General features: G+C 66.3%; 20 protein-coding genes. 8 read left to right on the top strand and 12 right to left on the bottom strand.

From position 1 onward, the window contains the following. Nucleotides 1–7: 7 nt before the first annotated feature. From AC56KZ_RS00700 to AC56KZ_RS00685, 4 genes are all read right to left on the bottom strand, one after another. Nucleotides 8–1,396 (bottom strand): YsnF/AvaK domain-containing protein, encoded by a 1,389-nt coding sequence (locus AC56KZ_RS00700; RefSeq protein WP_497160215.1) that lies wholly within the window; start codon nucleotides 1,394–1,396, stop codon nucleotides 8–10. A gap of 24 nt (nucleotides 1,397–1,420) precedes the next feature. Then, the gene (locus tag AC56KZ_RS00695; RefSeq protein WP_497160214.1) at nucleotides 1,421–1,855 is read right to left on the bottom strand and encodes a DUF2382 domain-containing protein; all 435 of its coding nucleotides are present in this window, start codon (nucleotides 1,853–1,855) and stop codon (nucleotides 1,421–1,423) included. A gap of 288 nt (nucleotides 1,856–2,143) precedes the next feature. Continuing rightward, nucleotides 2,144–2,404 (bottom strand): hypothetical protein, encoded by a 261-nt coding sequence (locus tag AC56KZ_RS00690; protein ID WP_497160213.1) that lies wholly within the window; start codon nucleotides 2,402–2,404, stop codon nucleotides 2,144–2,146. A 31-nt stretch (nucleotides 2,405–2,435) separates the two neighbouring features. After that, nucleotides 2,436–3,233 (bottom strand): DNA/RNA non-specific endonuclease, encoded by a 798-nt coding sequence (locus AC56KZ_RS00685; protein ID WP_497160212.1) that lies wholly within the window; start codon nucleotides 3,231–3,233, stop codon nucleotides 2,436–2,438. 190 nt (nucleotides 3,234–3,423) lie between these two features. Here AC56KZ_RS00685 and AC56KZ_RS00680 point away from each other — a divergent pair, with 190 nt between their 5' ends. The 5 genes from AC56KZ_RS00680 to AC56KZ_RS00660 all read left to right on the top strand — a co-directional run bounded on the left by AC56KZ_RS00680 (nucleotide 3,424) and on the right by AC56KZ_RS00660 (nucleotide 5,281). Continuing rightward, nucleotides 3,424–3,816 carry a hypothetical protein gene (locus AC56KZ_RS00680; RefSeq protein ID WP_497160211.1) on the top strand — a complete coding sequence of 131 codons (393 nt, stop codon included), beginning with the start codon at nucleotides 3,424–3,426 and terminating at the stop codon, nucleotides 3,814–3,816. Then, complete coding sequence (locus AC56KZ_RS00675) at nucleotides 3,816–4,073, top strand: DUF5985 family protein (RefSeq protein ID WP_497160210.1); 258 nt, start codon at nucleotides 3,816–3,818, stop codon at nucleotides 4,071–4,073. The genes AC56KZ_RS00680 and AC56KZ_RS00675 overlap by 1 nt, the downstream gene beginning before the upstream one ends. A 2-nt stretch (nucleotides 4,074–4,075) precedes the next feature. Beyond that, nucleotides 4,076–4,345: a DUF5985 family protein gene (locus tag AC56KZ_RS00670; RefSeq protein WP_497160209.1), complete on the top strand. Its 270-nt coding sequence runs from the start codon at nucleotides 4,076–4,078 to the stop codon at nucleotides 4,343–4,345. A gap of 50 nt (nucleotides 4,346–4,395) precedes the next feature. Beyond that, nucleotides 4,396–4,674 (top strand): hypothetical protein, encoded by a 279-nt coding sequence (locus tag AC56KZ_RS00665; RefSeq protein WP_497160208.1) that lies wholly within the window; start codon nucleotides 4,396–4,398, stop codon nucleotides 4,672–4,674. Nucleotides 4,675–4,735: 61 nt separating this feature from the next. Next, on the top strand, nucleotides 4,736–5,281 hold the full coding sequence (locus AC56KZ_RS00660) for a response regulator (protein ID WP_497160207.1): 546 nt from the start codon (nucleotides 4,736–4,738) through the stop codon (nucleotides 5,279–5,281). 18 nt (nucleotides 5,282–5,299) lie between these two features. On the opposite strand, the gene AC56KZ_RS00655 is transcribed toward AC56KZ_RS00660, so the two are convergent. From AC56KZ_RS00655 to AC56KZ_RS00635, 5 genes are all read right to left on the bottom strand, one after another. Continuing rightward, nucleotides 5,300–6,133, bottom strand: a complete 834-nt coding sequence (locus AC56KZ_RS00655) for a phytanoyl-CoA dioxygenase family protein (protein WP_497160206.1) — start codon at nucleotides 6,131–6,133, stop codon at nucleotides 5,300–5,302. A gap of 97 nt (nucleotides 6,134–6,230) precedes the next feature. After that, nucleotides 6,231–6,695, bottom strand: coding sequence for an NUDIX hydrolase (locus tag AC56KZ_RS00650; protein ID WP_497160205.1), 465 nt, complete (start codon nucleotides 6,693–6,695; stop codon nucleotides 6,231–6,233). A gap of 152 nt (nucleotides 6,696–6,847) precedes the next feature. Continuing rightward, on the bottom strand, nucleotides 6,848–8,029 hold the full coding sequence (locus AC56KZ_RS00645) for a glycosyltransferase (protein ID WP_497160204.1): 1,182 nt from the start codon (nucleotides 8,027–8,029) through the stop codon (nucleotides 6,848–6,850). A gap of 438 nt (nucleotides 8,030–8,467) precedes the next feature. Next, the gene (locus tag AC56KZ_RS00640) at nucleotides 8,468–9,673 is read right to left on the bottom strand and encodes a hypothetical protein (RefSeq protein ID WP_497160203.1); all 1,206 of its coding nucleotides are present in this window, start codon (nucleotides 9,671–9,673) and stop codon (nucleotides 8,468–8,470) included. Nucleotides 9,674–9,722: 49 nt separating this feature from the next. Further along, complete coding sequence (locus AC56KZ_RS00635) at nucleotides 9,723–11,981, bottom strand: hybrid sensor histidine kinase/response regulator (RefSeq protein ID WP_497160202.1); 2,259 nt, start codon at nucleotides 11,979–11,981, stop codon at nucleotides 9,723–9,725. 183 nt (nucleotides 11,982–12,164) lie between these two features. Between AC56KZ_RS00635 and AC56KZ_RS00630 the strand changes: the two genes are divergently transcribed. Together AC56KZ_RS00630 and AC56KZ_RS00625 are read left to right on the top strand one after the other, a co-directional pair. Continuing rightward, nucleotides 12,165–13,457 (top strand): NCS2 family permease, encoded by a 1,293-nt coding sequence (locus AC56KZ_RS00630; protein ID WP_497160201.1) that lies wholly within the window; start codon nucleotides 12,165–12,167, stop codon nucleotides 13,455–13,457. 97 nt (nucleotides 13,458–13,554) lie between these two features. Continuing rightward, nucleotides 13,555–14,370 carry a DUF481 domain-containing protein gene (locus AC56KZ_RS00625; RefSeq protein WP_497160200.1) on the top strand — a complete coding sequence of 272 codons (816 nt, stop codon included), beginning with the start codon at nucleotides 13,555–13,557 and terminating at the stop codon, nucleotides 14,368–14,370. Here AC56KZ_RS00625 and AC56KZ_RS00620 read toward each other — a convergent pair. Continuing rightward, nucleotides 14,367–15,440, bottom strand: a complete 1,074-nt coding sequence (locus tag AC56KZ_RS00620; protein ID WP_497160199.1) for an endonuclease/exonuclease/phosphatase family protein — start codon at nucleotides 15,438–15,440, stop codon at nucleotides 14,367–14,369. The genes AC56KZ_RS00625 and AC56KZ_RS00620 overlap by 4 nt on opposite strands. 195 nt (nucleotides 15,441–15,635) lie before the next feature. Here AC56KZ_RS00620 and AC56KZ_RS00615 point away from each other — a divergent pair, with 195 nt between their 5' ends. After that, nucleotides 15,636–17,069 (top strand): App1 family protein phosphatidate phosphatase, encoded by a 1,434-nt coding sequence (locus AC56KZ_RS00615; protein WP_497160198.1) that lies wholly within the window; start codon nucleotides 15,636–15,638, stop codon nucleotides 17,067–17,069. A 12-nt stretch (nucleotides 17,070–17,081) separates the two neighbouring features. Here the strand turns inward: AC56KZ_RS00615 and AC56KZ_RS00610 are convergent, their stop codons facing one another. Together AC56KZ_RS00610 and AC56KZ_RS00605 are read right to left on the bottom strand one after the other, a co-directional pair. After that, on the bottom strand, nucleotides 17,082–18,398 hold the full coding sequence (locus AC56KZ_RS00610; protein ID WP_497160197.1) for an MFS transporter: 1,317 nt from the start codon (nucleotides 18,396–18,398) through the stop codon (nucleotides 17,082–17,084). After that, nucleotides 18,395–18,730 (bottom strand): thioredoxin family protein, encoded by a 336-nt coding sequence (locus AC56KZ_RS00605; RefSeq protein ID WP_497160196.1) that lies wholly within the window; start codon nucleotides 18,728–18,730, stop codon nucleotides 18,395–18,397. The genes AC56KZ_RS00610 and AC56KZ_RS00605 overlap by 4 nt, the downstream gene beginning before the upstream one ends. Nucleotides 18,731–18,764 lie beyond the last annotated feature (34 nt).

The following is an 18,764-nucleotide window of genomic DNA, read 5'->3' as shown; positions in this document are numbered from 1 at the left end:
GTCACTCTTACTTCGTTACTTTATCCCAGCCGTGACGAACGGCAGCCTTCATGCTTTCCCAGGTCGAACCCGTGGAGCCGGCATTGCGGGTTTCCCAGCTGCTGCGCAGTTCCGGTTCGACGTCGTCCCATGGGCGGTTGCGGTAGATCTCGCTCTGGCGCATCTGCGTGCCATAGCTGTAGGCCGGCTTGTAGGTGTCGTAGGAGCCACCGCTGCTGCCGTAGGTGCTGCTGAAGTGGTTGCGGTAGTAGTCGTCGTCGTCCGACATGCTCGAGCTGGCGCCGCCGGCCAGCTGCTCGACTTCCACCTCGGTGTGGCGCACCGTGTTATGGATCTGCTGTTCGCGCTGCGTGACATCCTTGTTGATCATCACTTCTTCGACGACGCGGGCCGACTTCTGGACCACCGCTTCCTCGGACGTTTCGCGCATCTCGATCGACTGCTCCTTGAAGGCAGCGGTGTCGGTGCCGCTGATCGGCTGGTTGACCGGACGGCGCTCGACATTCACGTGCTCTTCACGCAGGCCGACGGTCTCGTTGACCGGGGTTTCGACAACACGCGAGTAGACGCGCACGCCGCCGCGCTGGACTTCACGCTTGCCGACCTTCAGCTGCTCCTCGACCACCGGAATGGCGGCGGTGTTCGTGTCGCGCTGCTGCGAACCGAGGCTCGACGAACCGGCCATCGACGAGCCGGTCATGGACGTTGACGCGGCCGAGCCTTCCAGGGAGGAACCGGTGAGCGACGAACCGCTCTTGTTCTGCTGCAGGCTCGAACCGGTGCCGGCGCCATAGCTGCCCGCGCTGAGCTGGTCGTGCGAACCCATCGGCTCCTGGTAGGTGGTGCCCATTGGATTCGGGTCGTTCAGCGACTGCTGGTTCAGCGGGAGGCGGTCGTTATCGGACTGCAGCGACATCGACTGGCCGCCGCTCATGCTGCCGGCGCTGCCGCGCATCGCGCCGGCGCTCATGCCCGCGCCCGAACCTGTCGTCTCGCCCCACTTTTCCGACTGCTCGTCGATGTCGATCGGGCCGAAGCGCTCGACGATGTCGGCGGCGCGCTCGACTTCCGGCTCGCTGTCGGTATTGACCGTCAGCACGTGGTTGCCATGCTGGACGGCGGTCGAATACTTGTTGCTGTAAGCGTCATCATCGGACCCGAAGATATCGCTGAAGAAGTTCTTGATGCTCGCGCCGATACCCGGCTCGTCGGTCGTGGTGGTGCTGGTCGTGGTCGTAGTCGAGCTGGTGCCGGGGTTCATGGAACCGCCCGGCAGGGTTTCATCGCCGTGCGACAGGCGGACATCGGAGCTGGAGAAGCCCGACGACAGCAGTTCGCTCTTGGCGCTCATTGCATCAGCGTGATTATCAAAAACGGCGATCAGGGTATGTTGCATGATGGATCCTCCAGTTACTATTAGTCACTTCAATGGTGGGATTCCGGATTCGTCGAAACGCTCGACATTCACCTGCTCGGCCTTCAATATGACCGATTCCTGGTGCTGCCGTTCTTGACGAACCCGGGTGATGTGAAGCTCTTCCTTGATACGCACTCGACGTTCGACCACCAGCACTTCTTCGAGGACGGGCACGATCAGCGTGTCGCCCTCGTAGCGGGTGGCCGGGACCTCGTCGGGTGCGACGATACGGTCGACTGCGACGTGCCGGACGTCCACCGCATCGAAGCCGAGGGCCTCGTCGATGGTGACCGGCTGTTCGACCACGGTTTTGTGAACGCGCACGCCACGCCCCGTGTCGACGGTGCGCGTGCCGACGGCAAGCTGCTCAGCGACGACAGGAATCCGGATGGACTCCTGTCCTGTTGACTGCTCTGGATTTGCTGAATTGACTGCCATTGATACGGCTCCCTTTGGTTGCTGGCGCGAGACAAATCCAGATTACTCCAAACGGTCGGGGCACAGCGCACCATTGACTCCCGTAAATGTTGAGCTCGTTCGATAATAAAAAATTAACCTGGAACGGCGGGCGCGATAGGACGGGGAAGGGACTGGAACGGCGGCGCGCCAAGCGGCCCGGGTCGGCACGCAAGGCGCCGCGGGAAGGGTAAACATGAAACCGGAAGTCGATGCAAAAAGGCGCGGAAGCGGCAGGCTGGGCGCGGCGCCCTCCTCCGCCGCGCGTGCTTAACTGAAGGGGTTGTCGACCGTCTTGACGCTCGCGGGCGGCAGGCGGTCCGGCAAAGATTCGGCTTCGAGCCGCTCGAGCACGGCCGTGACGATCTCGTGCAGGCGCCGTGCATGCGCCAGCCCGGCGGCATCCATGGTCAGGTCGACGTCGCCCGAAATCGTGATGCGATCCAACCTGTTTTCCAGCATCAGGTCGCCGATCTGGACGACGTCGGCTTCGTTTGCATACGGCACAAAGGCCTTTTTCTTCGCGGTCATGAAAAACTCCTGGAATGGTCGGTATCAAGAATCAGGAAAAGGTGCGGCGCTGCTTTTTCTGGCGGATCATCGGCAGCTTGAGCATGCGTTCTTTCTGCTCCTGGGTCAGGGTCGGCAGGAAAGTGATGCCGACGATGCGCTCGAGCTCGGCCACGGGAATGACCTGGATGTCGGCCCGTGCGCGGTTTTCGGTAAACCAGGCGGCCGCCGCCCGCTGGCGCGGGCTGTACACGACCTTGTACAGGTGGGTCGGCACCAGCACATTGCCGACCTTGCGCAGGTTGGTGCCGAGGAAGGCCGGCCCGGTGATCACGTACAGCTGCCCTTCCTTCTTCGCCATCTTGCGCACCGCGCTTTCGATCGGCGCCCAGATATGGCGGTTGTGCTCACTGTCCTGGGGAACCATGTTGGCCAGCGTGAAGCTCTCGCGCTGGGTGTGGCGGTCCGGCATGTCGCCGTTCGGGGCCATGTGGCCGCGGTCGAAGCCGCTGCGCGCGTAGTCGTCGAGTTCGGCGCGTTGCGAGCGCGGCAGGCGTGGCTCGGCGTGGAAGGCATTGTCGCGCCGCAGCCCCGAGGCGTCGGCAAGCTGGCGCGCATCCAGGTTTTCGGCCGACCATAGCGGGGTGCGGGTGACGCCCGAATGCATGACGCCGAACACCCCGTAGCACAGCTCGCGGGTCGCGGTGGCCAGCTTCGGGTTGCGGATTTCGGGCGCGCGGCCTTCGGCATAATGGTCCGGGCAACCGGTGCCGGCGGCCAGGGCCGGACTCAGCGCAGGAAGCAGCAGTGCGGCCCACAAGGCCGCGCCCGTCATGAATCGTTGGAACATGGCGATGAGGGTAAACGTGACAAAGCCGCATTGTAGCCGACACAGATTTAACCTGGCGACCGGTTGCCAAGGCAAGGATGAGCTGGAAAATGCGCCGGGTTCGGTATATGCATTTGCTGCAATGTGTGGCCGAATGGTCTAGAATTGCGGCCTCTTCTATAACATTCCATATCGGAAATCCCGGCCGTCCATGGAAAATCTCCCGTTCCCGGAAGACTTGCGGCGATTCGTGCTCACCAGCATTCCGTCCGTGCCCTTTCTCGAAGCGCTGCTGCTGCTGCGCGCGAATCCGGACCAGCAGTGGCAATGCGCCACCCTGGCCGGGCGCCTGTACGTTCGCGAGCGCACCGCAGAGGTGCTGCTCGAAGAGCTGGCGCGCGCCGGCATGGCGGTGCGCAGCGGCGCGCCGCCCCACGTATGCTTCCAGTACCAGCCCGCCTCACCGCAATTGCGCGGACGAATCGATGCGTTGGCCGAGCTGTACGCCCGCCACCTCGTCGAGGTTACCGTGCTCATCCATTCTTCCCTCGACCGCAAGGCGCAGCAGTTTGCCGACGCCTTCAAATTGCGAAAGGATTCGTAGTGGGACAAACCATCTACACCCTGTGCATGCTCACCTCGCTGGCCTGCGCCTGGCTGCTGCTGGCCAGCTACCGCCGCACGGGCTACCGCCTGCTGTTCTGGAGCGGCTCCTGCTTCGTGGTCATGACGCTGAATAACCTGTTGCTGCTGCTGGATAAAATCGTGTTCCCCGACATCGACTTCCTGCCCGCCAGGCTGATCAGCGCACTGGTCGCGGTCTCGCTGCTGTTGTACGGCCTGATCTACGAAAAGGAATGAGCATGACCGACCTGCTGACCGGCGCAATCTGCATGGGCTCGCTTGTGATCGCCCTGTACTTCCTGCGCTTCTGGCGCAACTCCGGCGACCGCTTCTTCCTGTATTTCGCGCTCTCCTTCTTCATCGAAGGCCTGCACCGCCTGTATTCGGCCCTCAATGACGCCGGCGGCGAGGATTCGCCGCTGCACTACCTGATCCGGCTGCTGGCCTATGGCCTGATCCTGTGGGCGATCCTGGAAAAGAATCTGCCGCGCGAAGGTAAACATAAATAAGCACAAATAAGCGTGCGCCTGCGCTGGCGGCGGTCGGTAATAATGAAGCCATGACAACAACCCATCCGGAGAACATCATGGCCACCAACGATCCACGCGGACAGCCGCATACGCCGCAAACCCAGACGGACGAATTCAACCGCTCCGAAAACCTGCTGCCGGGCGAAGAGGGGGCCGAGGACGGCCGTTTCGAGGTCGCCGAGGAAGTCAACCTCGACATGCAGTCCGACGACACCCGCCGCGTTGGCCAGCTGCCGGGCAACATCCACGATTCGATGCCCGATACCATCGACACCGAAGCCGAGGACGAGAACAAGGGCCAGCCGTAAAAACGCGTATCGACCGGAGCGCGTATCAAAGCTGGCCCGCGAGCGCCACCCGCACATCGCGGTGCTGTTCACCTCGGGCTATACGCGTAACGCCATGATGCACGGCGCCCGCCTCGACCCGGACGTCGAACTGATCAGCAAACCCTACCGCCGCGACGAGCTGGCGCGCAAGCTGCGCGCCCTGCTCGACGAGCATGCGGGCAACGAGGAAGCGGCGGCGGCCATGGCGACCGCAGCGCAATCCGGACAATCCGGAGCAGCCGGCGCCGCGCCGCGCGTGGTGGTGGTGGAAGACAACGAGGATGGCCGCGACATGCTCTGCGCCCTGCTCGACATGCTGGGCTACCCGGCTGCAGGCTTCGGCAGCGCCGAAGCGGCCTTGCCGGCGCTGGTCGCCGGCGACATCCTGCTGACCGACCTCGGCCTGCCAGGCATGTCTGGCATCGACCTCGCCAGGGCCGCGCGCGCGCGCCTGCCCGGGCTGCCGGTGATTTTCGCTTCCGGCCGCGCGCTCGAACCTGTCGAGGGCCTGCCGGCCCAGGCCCTGCTCAAGCCGTTCGCCCTGGAGGCCCTGGGCAGCGCCCTGGAACGAGCCCGCCGCGGCTGAAACGAGCCCGCCTCGAGGCTACATCGTCAGTCCCATCCGCAGCCCCTCGATGGTATGCGCCTGCACGATCGGCTCGAGGCGTTCGACCAGGCGGCAGGTGATGTGGCGCCGCACTTCGGGCGCCAGGCTGTCGTAATAGGCGTGGGTCAGCTGCAGGTCGTGCTTTTCGGCGTTGCGCGCGTCGGGCGCGTCGACGCCCAGCACGAACACCGGGCGCGAGCGGGTCGACTGGTTCGCCGTGCCGCGGTGGATGGTCAGCGCCGAGCGCGCCGAAATGTCCCCCATCTGCGGCATCTTGCGTTGGCGCCGCGCCTCGTAGCGCGGCCACAATTCCTTCGGCGGAAACATCGGGTCGCCGCCGACCAGGTCGTCCCACTGGGTGCCGGGTGCGATCTCGAACGGTCCCATGTCCTCGCTCACGTCCACCGTGGTGATGTTGAAGGCCAGCGAATTGAGGCGCCGGCCGGCCAGCGTCGCCTCGGGCGAGGCGAAGTCGCGGTGCCAGGGCTGGTGCAGCGCGCCAGGGCCGGGCACATCGAAGCCGGCTTCCACCACGCGGTAGTCGGGGCCGAGGATGGCGCGGCAGACCGCCACCACCCAGGGATGCGCGACGATGTCGGCGAAGCCCGAAATGCGTTCCGGGTGCACCTCGACGTAATAGCGGTTCGGCCCGCGCGCGAGCGCCCCGCCCGGCTGGCGCTGCGCTTCGTCGAACAGCACGGCGATATCGGCGCCCAGGCGCTCGACCCAGGCGCGGTCGAAAGCGCCCTTGCAGGCGATGATGCCGTCGCCGTACAGGCCGCCCATGATGGCGGCTTCGTCGTAGGGCTCACGGATGGTCTGGCTGGTCATGGTCGTCTCCTTCGGTCCGGCCGGTAGCTGTTGAATGTCGGTTCATGTTACTGCGAAAGCCCGGCGGCGTGGCGCCGCGAGCATGCACGCGACCCCGCTACCAGGCCAGGGTCAGCAGCAAGGCGCCCATGCGCGGCCAGCACAGGCGGCGTATCTCGTCGCGCGCCGCCCAGCGGAAGGCGTCGGTTTCCGGGGTCGGCAGTCCGGTCGCATGGTGGGGAAAGAAGCTGCTGCAGGACAGATGCGACAGGTCGCCGAGTTCGTCTCCCGCATCGACCCGGTACAGGTGCAGGCGCTTGTCGCGCCGGTAGGCGAATTGCCCGAGGTCATGGAAGCGGCTGGCATGAAAGCCGATGCCGGCTTCCTCGCGCATTTCGCGGATCGCCGACTCGAGCGTGGTTTCGCCCGGATCCTGCATGCCCTTCGGGATATCCCAGGCGGCGGTGCCGGTCACGTGGCACAGCAGCAGCCGGCCGGCGGAATCGAGCACCAGGGTGCCGCAGGAAACGGTGTATTTGCTCATGTGCGTCGGGTTCGGGATGCTGATATCGCGGTTGGGCAATGTATTCCGCGTCCTGCCGATTGTCAATTGTGCGCACGGCCGGGCTGCTCGAACGGCGGGTCGCGGCAAAAAAAAAGCCCGCCGGGCGCGGGGCCGGGCGGGCTTTTATTCCAGGCAAACAGGCGCCCGCGAGCGCCCTGTGCGAAGACGCTTCAGGCAGCCTTGGTCTGCGCTTGCGCCGGCACTGGCGCCACGCGGGCGCTGCCGGCTTCGAGCACGGCGGCGGCGCGCGACTTGTCGCCTGGCGAAGTGGTGCTGATCAGTTCGTGCATGCGCGACGCGGTCTTGTTCCACGAGGTGTTGGCGACGATGTCGCGCATGCGCTCGACCATCGCGGTCTTCTCGGCCTCGCCCATGGCCAGCATGCGCTCGCAGGCGGCGATAAATTCGTCGGCGGTCGAGGCGATGGCGACGACGTCGCCGTAAGGAACCCTGACGTCGGTGATCGGGGTGCTGACGCTTGGCTTTTCGGCGGCCATGTATTCCAGCACCTTGGTCGGCGAAATGAACTTGGTCGAATCGTTCATCGCGAACGGCAGCAGGCAGACATCCCAGCCGGCCAGGAATTGCGGCAGCTCGTCATAGTTGCGCTGGCCCATGTAGTGGACGTTCTGGCCACGCGGCAGCTCGGCCGGATCGATCTTGACCACCGGACCGACCAGCACGATCTGCCATTCCGGATGGGCTTCGGCCATGCGGCCGACCAGTTCGGTGTCAAAACGCTCGTCGATGACACCGTAGAAACCGAGGCGCGGACCGGCGATATGGGCCTGGTCGGGGTGCGAGATCGCGCTGTCGAGGGCCTGGCGGAAGTGCTTGGCGTCGACGCTGCTCGAGAAGCAGTGGGCGTTGGCGTGGCGGTCCTTCTTGGCTTCGTACAGGCTCGGGCCGCCGGTGAACACCAGGTCGGCGATGCCGAGCAGGGCCGATTCGCGCTGCAGCAGCTGCTTCGGCGGGTTCTTGAAGGCAGCCAGTTCGTCCATGCAGTCATAGACCACCAGCGACGGGTTCAGGCCCTGCAGCAGCGGCAGCGCCATCGGAGTGTAGAACCAGACCACTGGGCGCTCGCCGGCAGGCAGGATGTCGGTCAGCAGGCCTTGCAGGGTCGGGATCTGGTCGTCATGGAAGCCGCCAGCGTGGATCGGGGTATGCGGGCGGCACACCGTGATGTTCGGCGCGACGGTTGTCTTCTGCAGATGGGCCTGTCCCTCGGTGTGCACCGGTTCCTCGACCAGTACGATATCGTAGTGTTCGGCCAGGCGTGTCATCAGGTGCTGGGGGCGTTGAAACACGAAGTCCCAGCGCAGGTGGCAAAACACGATAAGGGTCGGCATAATTGGTTTCCTCTCGCCTCGGTGGCGCTATAGTTGATCTTGGTTCCGGGCTGGAAGGGCTGCAGCGGAGCTTGAACACGCTGAACCTCGATGCCGGATTCGACGCATCGTAACATGCAAATTTGCCATGATTTTCATTTATGCGAGGCAACATTTGTGTAAAGATGCTTATCACCAGCAATGGCCGAGGTTTCGTCATAGGAGAGCCCGGTGTCTGGTGGAATTAGTTGTAGGTTGAGTCCTACACCGATACAAGAAAATCCACTACGAAAACTCATCTATACAGGTGGCCCGCGCAAGCGTGCGCGGCCCTGAAACTCGCCGCGGGGGCGGCTTTCGCTCGCCGGCGCGGCAGCGCATGCGGCGCCAAGGCTGTCAGCCTGAACGTACAAGGGCGATCGCGGCGCCCCGCGAACCGGGACGCCGCACGGGCTCGGTTCATGCCGCCTGATACGGCTGGGCGCCTTCCGGGTGGCCGTCGAGGCTGAAGCCGTCGGCGGTCGAGACGTCGTCGATGCCGAGGCTGCCGAGGGCGTCGCACAGCTCGTCGATTTCGGCGCCAATATCCGCCGCCAGGTCGGTCGCTTTCGCGGTCCCGCCCCAGGGCGGTCCGCCATCGAGGGCGTACAGGTTCACCCGCAGCGCAATGTGTTCGCCCGCGTCCTCGGGCGCCACCACGGCGCGCACCGCATCCGGCGCCAGTTCCTTGTCCGCCAGCAGGCGGCTGATCTCGGACAGGGTGCCAAGCATCGCCAGTTCGGCCACGCCCTGCTCTTTCGCGGCATGGAACAGGTCCTGGTAGAGGAAGTTCAGGTTCAGGCGTTCCGGGTCGGCCGCCAGGCAGCGCCGCACCAGGGGCGCGACGCGTTCGGTCCAGGCCCGGTAGCGGCGCATGCGGTCGGCGAAATACACGTCGGCGCCGATTTCGTCCTTCGGCACCGCATAAAACGGGTCGTCCGCGCGTTTCAGGGCAAAGCCGAGCAGGAAGCGCAGCTCCATCGCCGATTCGTCGGGCGCGACCGGCTCGCCGGTCCAGCCGCGGATGCTCGCTTCGAGCAGCGGCGCCGGCGCCGGCTTTTTGCTCGACAGGGTGGCGGCGGCTTCGCGCAGCAGTTCCTGCAGGATGCTGTAGCCGATGTGGTCGACCTCGGCCAGATCGTAGGCATGGCGTACCAGCGCCACCCTGGCTTTCGGGCTGTCGAGTTCGAGCGCCACGAAACTGGCCGCCAGCTCGGCGTAGGCCTCGTCGTCGACAAAGTTTTCGTGGGGCGACAGGCCGCCGGTGCTCTGTACGAACAGCGGGATCAGGAAGGCGTCGACTTCGAGCTCGGCCTCGCCTTCGCGGCGCATGCGCAGCGTCGCCGCCTCCTCGCCGACGTGGGCGCGCAGCAGGCGGCAGGCGTCCGGATCGGTGAACCGGGCCAGCTCGATGGCGCCATACAGCACCTCGTCGTGCTTGCGGCGCAAGGCGCGGCGGATGGCGACGACCAGTTCTTCATCCTGCCCGGCGGCGCCTTCGGGATCGACTTCCTCGCCCTCGGCCACCGCGAGCGCGAGGTCGGCCAGGGCCTGGGCCAGTGCATCGGTATCGGGTTCGGCGGCAGGCGCCGGCTTGCGCGGCGCGGGCTTTTTATTCTTCGGCATATGACATCTGGTGGATGGTGGAGATGCGCCATGTTAGCGCATCGGCACCCTAGCCCGTGCGTTCGGTTTCGGGCAAGACGTGCACACGCGAGAGCGCCGCCAGGATCTCCTCCGGTTCCGCCGGTTTCGCGATGTGCAGGTCGAAGCCGGCCTCGCGCGCCCTGGCCTTGTCGGCCAGCTGGCCGTAGCCGGTCAATGCGATCAGCAGGGTCGACGCGAACTGGGGCATGGCCCGGATGCGCTTGGCGAGCTCGTAGCCGTTCATGTCGGGCAGGCCGATGTCGAGGATGAAGACGTCCGGACGCTCGAAGGCCGCCCATTCGAGCGCGCTGGAAGCTTCGTAATAGGTCGACACCAGGTGATCCCCGGCCGCTTCCAGCAGCAGCGACAGGCTGACCGCGGCATCGATATTGTCGTCCACCAGCATCACCCGCAGCGCCTGCGGAGCGCTGTCGCGCGGCGCCGCATCGCGTCCGCGGCGCGGCGCCGCCGGCGAGGCCAGCGCCGCCAGCTCGGCCTTGACGGGCAGGCGCACCGTGAAGATGCTGCCGGCGCCGCGTCCCGGGCTGCTGGCGTCGACCGTGCCGCCGTGCAGCTGCACCATGCTGCGCACCAGCGCCAGGCCCAGTCCCAGTCCGCCCTGGGCGCGGTCGGACTTTCGCTCGCCTTGCGAGAACAGGTCGAACACCCGCGGCAGCAGCTCGGGCGTGATGCCTTCGCCGTCGTCGGCCACCGACAGGGTCGCCTCGATGCCCGGGCAGGCCAGCGACAGCTGGATATTGCCGTGCAGCGGCGTGTACTTTGCCGAATTGGTCAGCAGGTTGGCCACCACCTGGGTCAGGCGCGTCTGGTCGCCGCGCACGGTGACCGGGTGCGAAGGCAGGCGCAGCTCGAGCCGGTGCTGGCGCTCCTCAAGCAGCGGGCGGGTCTGCTCGACGGCGCGCTCGACGGCGCTGCGCAGGTCGACGTCTTCCATGTTCAGCGTGACCAGCCCGCGGGTGACGCGCGAGACGTCGAGCATGTCGCCCAGCAGGCGGTTCATGTGCTCGACCTGGCGGCTGATGACTTCGCCGGCATAGCGCGCGCGGTGACCGTCGACGTCCGGCAGCTTGAGCAGCTGGGCGGCGGTGACGATTGGCGCCAGCGGGTTGCGCAGCTCGTGGCCGAGCATGGCGAGGAACTGGTCTTTCGCGCGGTTTTCGTCTTCAGCGGTCTGGCGCGCATGGGTTTCGCGCTCGAGCTGGGACTGGCGCTCGTTGCCGGCGCTGTCGCGAAACACCTGGGCGCGGCGAAGTTCGGCGCCGGCCTGGCGCAGCGCCGCCAGCAGGCGGTCGATTTCGACCAGGCGCGAACGCAGCCTGGGCGGCGTTTCCCCGCGCCCCAGCATGCCCGCGGCATCGACGGCGCGCTCGAGCGAGCGCACATAGCCGCGCGCCAGCCAGCTGGCGAGCGCGCAGGCGCAGGCCAGCGCCGCCACCAGCGCCAGCGCGGCCATCCGCTTGCGGGCGCCGGCCTGGCTGGCAAGGACCTCGGGCGGCACCCCCACCGCCACCACCCAGCCGGTGCGCGGCACCCGGTGGAACACGGTCCTGGACGGCCCGCCATGGCGCAGCACCAGGTCCAGCACGCCGGTCGGCGCCGCGCGCGCCGCGTCCAGCAAGCGGCGCGGCGCATCCTGGCCGACCAGGTCGGCCGTTCCCAGGTTCGAGGCGACCAGGTGCCCGGCGCGGTCGACGATATCGACCTGCCAGTCGGCCGGCAAGCGGGCGTCGGCCAGGATCTTGCGGAAATGGTCGGTGCTGAAGGCGATCGACAAGGCATAGCGCCGGCCCTTGCCCTGTACCGGCGCCGTCACCGCCGTGATCAGGCGGCCGCTGTAGCGGCCAGGCGTGACGTCGCGCACGATCTGGCGGCCGTTCGCAAACAATTCTGACAGGTAGGCGGGTGGCGGGCCGGCCGGCAGCGCCGCGCCCGGCGGCGCCAGGGTGTTGAGCAGCACCGCGCCCCCCTCGTCCACCAGGACGCTCCAGCTGGACGGGCCGAGCGGCGCCTGCTTCGCTTCCAGGTAAAAGGCGGCGAGGTCGCCGCGCGCCAGCGCCGGCGACGCGGCCAGCACCCGCAGCGCGGCGCTCGCATCCGACAGCTCGTCGTCGACCCGCAGCGCGACCTGTTGCGAGGACAGGGCCACCCGCGCCAGCGCGGCTTCGGTCGCGGCCTGGTCGAGCAGGCGCAGCGCGAAGCCGGCGAAGAGGATCACCGGCACAAGGATTGCCGCCGCCATCAGGTACAGGTAGGCACGGATTTGCATCACGGCTCGCAGGTCACGGTTTCGCGGCCCCCGACATGACGGCCAGCAAATCGATGATACCAACACTACAAGCCAACGCAAGAAAATAGTGGAGGATTGGTAACGCTTATGCAGGGCGCTTAGCCCCGTAGCAGTGTTATGCTTCACTCATCGAAACTGCCCCTGACCTGGAGACCGCCGACGATGCTCGACCACTTTTTCAAGCTCAAGGAAAGCGGCACCGACGTGCGCACCGAGCTGCTCGCCGGCCTGACGACCTTCCTGACGATGGCCTACATCATTTTCGTCAACCCGTCGATCCTGGGCGACGCCGGCATGCCGAAGGAAGCCGTGTTCGTGGCGACCTGCCTGGTGGCGGCGCTGGGCACGGCCGTCATGGGCCTGTACGCCAATTACCCGATCGGCATGGCGCCCGGCATGGGGCTGAACGCCTATTTCGCCTACGCTGTCGTGCTCGGCATGGGCGTGGCCTGGCAGGCCGCGCTGGGCGCCGTGTTCATCTCAGGCTGCCTGTTCATCCTGGTCTCGGTCTTCGGGCTGCGCGGCATGATCGTGAACGGCATCCCGCATTCGCTGCGGGTCGCCATCACGGTCGGCCTGGGCATGTTCCTGGCCCTGATCGCGCTGAAGAACGCCGGCATCGTCGTCGCCAGCGAACCGACCCTGGTCAAGGCCGGCGACCTGCACCAGCCGCCCGCGATCATGGCCATCGCCGGCTTTTTGCTGATCGTCACCTTGGATCGCCTACGCGTGCGCGGCGCCATCCTGATCGGCATCGTCGCCGTCACGGTGCTGAGCTTTTTCTTCGGCGGGAATACCTTCAAGGGCGTGTTCTCGCTGCCGCCCCCGATCGAACCGACCCTGTTCCAGCTCGACATCCCGGGGGCGCTGTCCGCCGGCATCCTGAACGTGGTGCTGGTCTTCTTCCTGGTCGAACTGTTCGACGCCACCGGCACCCTGATGGGCGTGGCCAGCCGCGCCGGCCTGCTGGTCGAAGGCAAGATGGCGCGCCTGAACCGCGCCTTGCTGGCCGACAGCGGCGCCATCGTCGCCGGCGCCGTGCTCGGCACGTCCAGCACCACCGCCTACATCGAAAGCGCGGCCGGGGTCCAGGCCGGAGGGCGCACCGGCCTGACCGCCCTCGCAGTGGCCCTGCTGTTCCTGGCCTGCCTGTTCATCGCGCCGCTGGCCGGCGTGGTCCCGGCCTACGCCACCGCACCGGCGCTGCTGTTCGTGGCCTGCCTGATGCTGCGCGACCTCGGCGACATCGAATGGGGCGACACCACCGAAAGCATCCCGGCCGCGATCACCGCGCTGGTGATTCCCTTCACCTATTCGATCGCCGAGGGCATCGCCTTCGGCTTCATCACCTACGCGGCGCTGAAAGTCACCACAGGCCGCGCGCACGAAGTCAAACCGGTGGTCTGGGTTATCGCCGCGCTGTTCATTTTCAAGATCGTGTATGTAGGCACATGAGCTTGGCGCCTGAGCCGCAACACCCGCATGGATGCTGCTTCTAAGATACAATCAGCGTCTCGCTTCCTGAACGACCGGCCGGCAACGGCGCATGCTTATGAAACGACTTTCCTCCTGCGCCCTGGCGCTCCTCGGCCTGCTCCATGCCGGCGCATCTGCCTCGGGCGGCGCGGCCGATGACCTGCCCCAGATCGGCACCATCCACAACGCCCTGACGGTCGTGCGCCCCGCGACGATCCCCGACGGCAGCTGGTTCACCTCGGCCGAACTCGGCGCGATCAATACCTCTGGCAATACGGTCGGCACCTCGCTCAGCGGCAAGATCGACGCCCGCCACGAGACCGCCGACTGGAGCAACGAATACATCGTCAGCGGCTTTTTCAAGGAAGACGAAATCCTCGACGATGACGGCGAGCGCTATCGCCAGCGTTCGGCCCAGCGCTGGGCGCTGTCGGCCAAGGCCGCCTACAAGCTGATGAACGAAGGCAGCCGCGCTTTCGTCCTCGGCTCGCACGTCAACGACAAGTTCGGCGCCTACACGCAATACACCTCGTTCGCGGTCGGACATGGATCGCAGTTGTACACGACCGACGACAAGGCGCTCGACGTCGAGGTCGGCCCGGGTTATTTCAGCGGCCAGCGCGCCAACGGCGACAGCGAAAACGGCATGACCGTCCGCGGCGCCGCCCGTTTCCGCTGGCAGGTCAGCCCGTCAGCGGCTTTTGTCCAGACCGTCAGCGTTGAACGCGGCACCTCGAACATCCACTCGATCGCCGAGTCGGCCCTCTCCACCAAGATCAACGACACCATGCAGATGAAGGCCGCCTTCAGCGCGCGCAACGACTCCAATGTGCCGGAAGACAAGAAGAACACCGACACCCAGACCTCGCTGACGCTGGTGTACTCCTTCTAGGCTTGCGGCTCGTGGACGTCGTCGACGGTGACGGGTTCTGCCGCGATCTTTTCCTCTGCCAGCGCATGGTCATCCTCGTCCGCCACCAGCCCCTCCTGCTCGGCGCCGCGCACGCGGTCATACACCAGCTCCACCAGCACCGGGAAGTGATCGGAGCCGAACGAGGGTAGCCTGCGGATGAAAGACAGCGTGAAATGGCGGCTGTGGAACAGGTGGTCGAGCGGCCAGCGCAGGAACCAGTAGTCGACGTGGAAGCTGTTGAACATGCCGCGTCCCACGCGCGGGTCGAGCAGGCCGCTGATCTTGCGGAACAGGCGGGTCGTGGTCGACCAGGCCACGTCGTTCAGGTCGCCGGCGACGATCACGGGCGTGTCCTCTCCGGCCACGCTTTTCGCCACCACCAGCAGCTCGGCGTCGCGCTCGGTCGATTCGTCGTGTTCCGTCGGGCTGGGCGGCGCCGGATGGAGGAAGTGCATGCGCACCTTGCGCCCCGACTCGAGCACCACCATCGCGTGCATCGACGGGATGTCGTCCTCGACCAGGAACTGGATCGCGGTGTCTTCCAGCGGCAGGCGCGAGTAGACGTGCATGCCATACAGGTTGTCGAGCGGGCACTTCATCGAATACGGATAGTCCTCTTCCAGCACATCGAGGCGTTCCTGCCACCAGGCGTCGGTTTCGAGGGTCACGAACACGTGCGGATTGTGCTCGCGGATGAGGGCGATCAGGCCATCGGTATTCCGGTTCGGCGTGAGCACGTTGGAGGTCAGGATGCGGATGCGCTCGGTTTTATCGGTGAGCACGGCCGTCTTGACTTCGTTCGGGTAAATCCGCAGGTAGGGAATGATCCACCAGGCCTGGTACAACAGGCAGCAGGTCGTGATCACGACCAGGAAGCACGACACCTCGTCACTCAGGTCGAGCAGGAAGGGTTCGGCGATGAGCACGGCGAGTGCGAGGATGGCGATCTGCAGGCGCGGAAAGTCGAGGTCGCGGACCCACCATTGCGTGTGCTTCGACAGGGGCAGCAGGGTTGCCACCAGGATGAGGACGACAAGCGTTGAAATCACGGCAAACTGCATGATGGATCAGTCCTCTGGAATGTTCGGAATCTTCACAAAACGACAATAGCCTCAGTATGCCATTCTCATGAGAAAGCAGTCTGTGCGCTGGCGCTCTCCCGTGCGGCATCCCTCACGCCGCTTGCGCGATACTGGCCATTCCATCAACAACCCGACCCGCCGCCAGCCATGCCCCAGCACGCCATGCCCGCGAAGCCCTTTCCCTTCCTGATTTTTTCCCGCAGCGGATTCGATGACGCCCTCGCCCGCCTCGACGCCGGCGCGGTGCTCTACCTCAATCCCGGCGTCGCGCTGGACCCCGACATCCTGCTCCTGCGCGAGCGCGCGGTTGCCCTCCACGTCCTGCCACGCCTGTTCGACCCCGCGGCGCCGGGCGAAGTTGAGGAAGCCGTGCGCGCCGTCGGCCACGACCGCGCCCACCTGTGGATCGAGCACGGCGCGACCGTGGCGCAAGCCGCGCCAGCCGGCACCGAACCCTCCCCCGCCTTGATCAGGGAAGCGCCGGCCCTGCACCGGCGCCTGGCGCGCACCGCCGGCCAGTTTGCCAGCGGCGCCCTTCGCCGCCTGCGCGACGAGGGCGCCGGGCGCAACCTGATGGTGCTGCCCTACCACGGCTTCGGCAACGCCCATCGCATCTGGATCAAGGGACGGGTGCTGGACGAAATCAGCTACCGCGAGCAGAGCGAAACCGACAGCAGCTGGTCGAACCTGGTGGCCCTGTACCGCCGCCTCGAGTCGGACGAGGTCGCGCAGGCGCGGGTACTGGCCCACCTGGGCGGCAAGACCTACGAAACCGAGACCGATGCGGGCGGCTATTTTGCCTTCGACATCGCAACGACCGAGGCGCTGGCGGCCGGCTGGCACGGCGTCGAACTCGAGCTGCCCGAACATACGGGCCCGGACGGCGCCATGGTGCGGGCCTCTGCACAGGTGAACATTCCGGGCGCGGCCGCGCGCTTCGGCATCATCAGCGACATCGACGACACGGTGCTGTGGACCAACGTCACCAACAAGTTCAACATGGCCCTGATGCTGGCGCGCAGCAACCACCACACGCGCAAGCCCTTCAAAGGCGTGGCCGCGTTTTACCGCGCCCTGAAGGACGGCGCCGGCGGCGGCGAGGACAATCCGCTGTTCTATGTGTCGAGCAGCCCCTGGCACCTGTTCGGGCCGCTGGTCGACTTCCTGCGCATCCAGAACATCCCGCTCGGCCCCCTGCTGCTGCGCGAACTCAAGGTGCGCGACCTGCTGTCGTCGAACCACAACCACAAGCTCGACAAGATCGAGCTGATCCTGAGCTTTTACCCGGACATGCAATTCGTGCTGATCGGCGACAGCGGCGAACAGGACCCCGAGATCTATACCGAAATCGTGCGCCGCCACCCGACCTCGGTGCGCATGATCTACATCCGCAACGTCAACCCCGACCCGGCGCGCATCGACGCCCTCGACCGCCTGATCGAAGAAGTCAGCAGCACCGGCACCCAGCTGATCCTGTGTCCGGACAGCGTGTTCGCCGCCTCGCATGCGGCGGCAGAAGGCCTGATCCGGGTCGACAGCCTGGGCACCGTGCGCTCGGAAAAGCGCGAAGAGGACAGCGCGCCGGCGGCGGTGTGAAGCCTTGCTCCGCTATCGCGCGGACCCTTCGCCGCCGGCGCCGCGCCGGATCAGCATCAGCGCCACCAGGCTGAGCAGGGCGGCCCCGGTCAGGTAATAGCCGACGTAGTTCAGGCCATAGTCGCGCGCCAGCCGGGTCGCGACATACGGCGCCAGCGAGGCGCCGAGGATGCCGGCCAGGTTGAAGGTCAGCGAAGAACCGGTGTAGCGCACCTCGGCCGGGAACAGTTCGGCCAGCAGCGTGCCCAGCGGGCCGTAGGTCAGGCCGGTCAGGGACAGGCCGATCACCATGAACAGGCCCAGCAGCACATAGCTGCCGGAACCGAACAGGGGTCCGTAGGCCAGCCCGAACAGCGCGATCGCGACGGTGACGGCGATCATCGCCGCGCGCCGGCCGAAGCGGTCGGCGATCAGGGCCGAGGGCGGAATCAGAAGGCCGAAGAAAATCACCGCGCCCAGCTGCATGATCAGGAACTCGGTGCGCGAATAGCCCAGCGCCGTGGTGCCCCAGCTCAGTGCGAACACCGTCATCAGGTAGAACACGACAAAGGTCGAGGTGGCCAGCAGCGTGCCCAGCACCAGCGCGCGGCCGTGATCGCGCAGCACCGTCACCACCGGCACCTTGACCCGTTCGCCCTTGTCGAGCACCGCCTGGAAGTCGGGCGTCTCGGTGATTTTCAGGCGCACATACAGGCCGACGCCGACCAGCAGCGCGCTGGCCAGGAAGGGAATGCGCCAGCCCCAGCTCAGGAACTCGGCTTCGTCGAGGGTTTGCGTGAGCAGCAGGAAGACGCCGCCCGACAGGAAGAAGCCGATCGGCGCACCCAGCTGGGGGAACATGCCGTACCAGGCACGCTTGCCCGGCGGCGCGTTTTCGGTCGCCAGCAGCACCGCCCCGCCCCACTCGCCGCCCAGTCCCAGCCCCTGGCCGAAGCGGCACAGGGCCAGCAACAGCGGGGCCAGCGTGCCGATCGAAGCATAGGTCGGCAGCATGCCGATCAGGATGGTCGAGATGCCCATGGTCAGCAAGGCGGCCACCAGCGTGGCTTTCCTGCCGATGCGGTCGCCGAAGTGGCCGAACAGCGCCGAACCGACCGGCCGCGCGAAAAACGCGATCGAGAAGGTCGCGAACGATTGCAGCATGCCCGCGCTCGGGTCGGAAGCCGGGAAGAACAGCTGCGGGAACACCAGCACCGCGGCGGTGGCGTAGATGTAGAAATCGAAGAATTCGATCGTGGTGCCGATCAGGCTGGCGAAGAGAACCGTGCGGGTACGGTTGGCGGGCGGTGTCGCAGACACCGTCGCCGTTGCGGCCACGGGCGCCGTCATGCGTCCGGCGCGCCGTTGGCGGCGTCCAGGCCGGCGAGCGCCTCGCGCACCTCATGCGGATTGTCGGGACGCGTCACGCGCGCCACTTCCACGCCGTCCTTCAGGAAGACCACGGTCGGCCACAGCTTGATGCGGAACGAACGGCCCAGCGGACGGCCCGGGCCGTCTTCGACCTTGATGTGGGCGGCGATCGGGTAGTCCTTCAAGGCCGCCTCGATGACGGGCTCGCCCGCACGGCACCAGCCGCACCAGTTGGTGCCGAAGTCGAGAGCGACGAGGCCCGGCAGCGCGTCGACGTCGGCGCGCTCGGGCTGGGTGGTTTGGTAGGTCATGCGTTGTGCTCCTCGGCGGTGCCGCTCGGTGTTG

The sequence above is a fragment of the Telluria sp. LT2P34 genome (assembly GCF_059685915.1).
The sequence above is the reverse complement of the archived record's forward strand: the minus strand, read 5'-3'. Positions and strand labels throughout refer to the sequence as shown.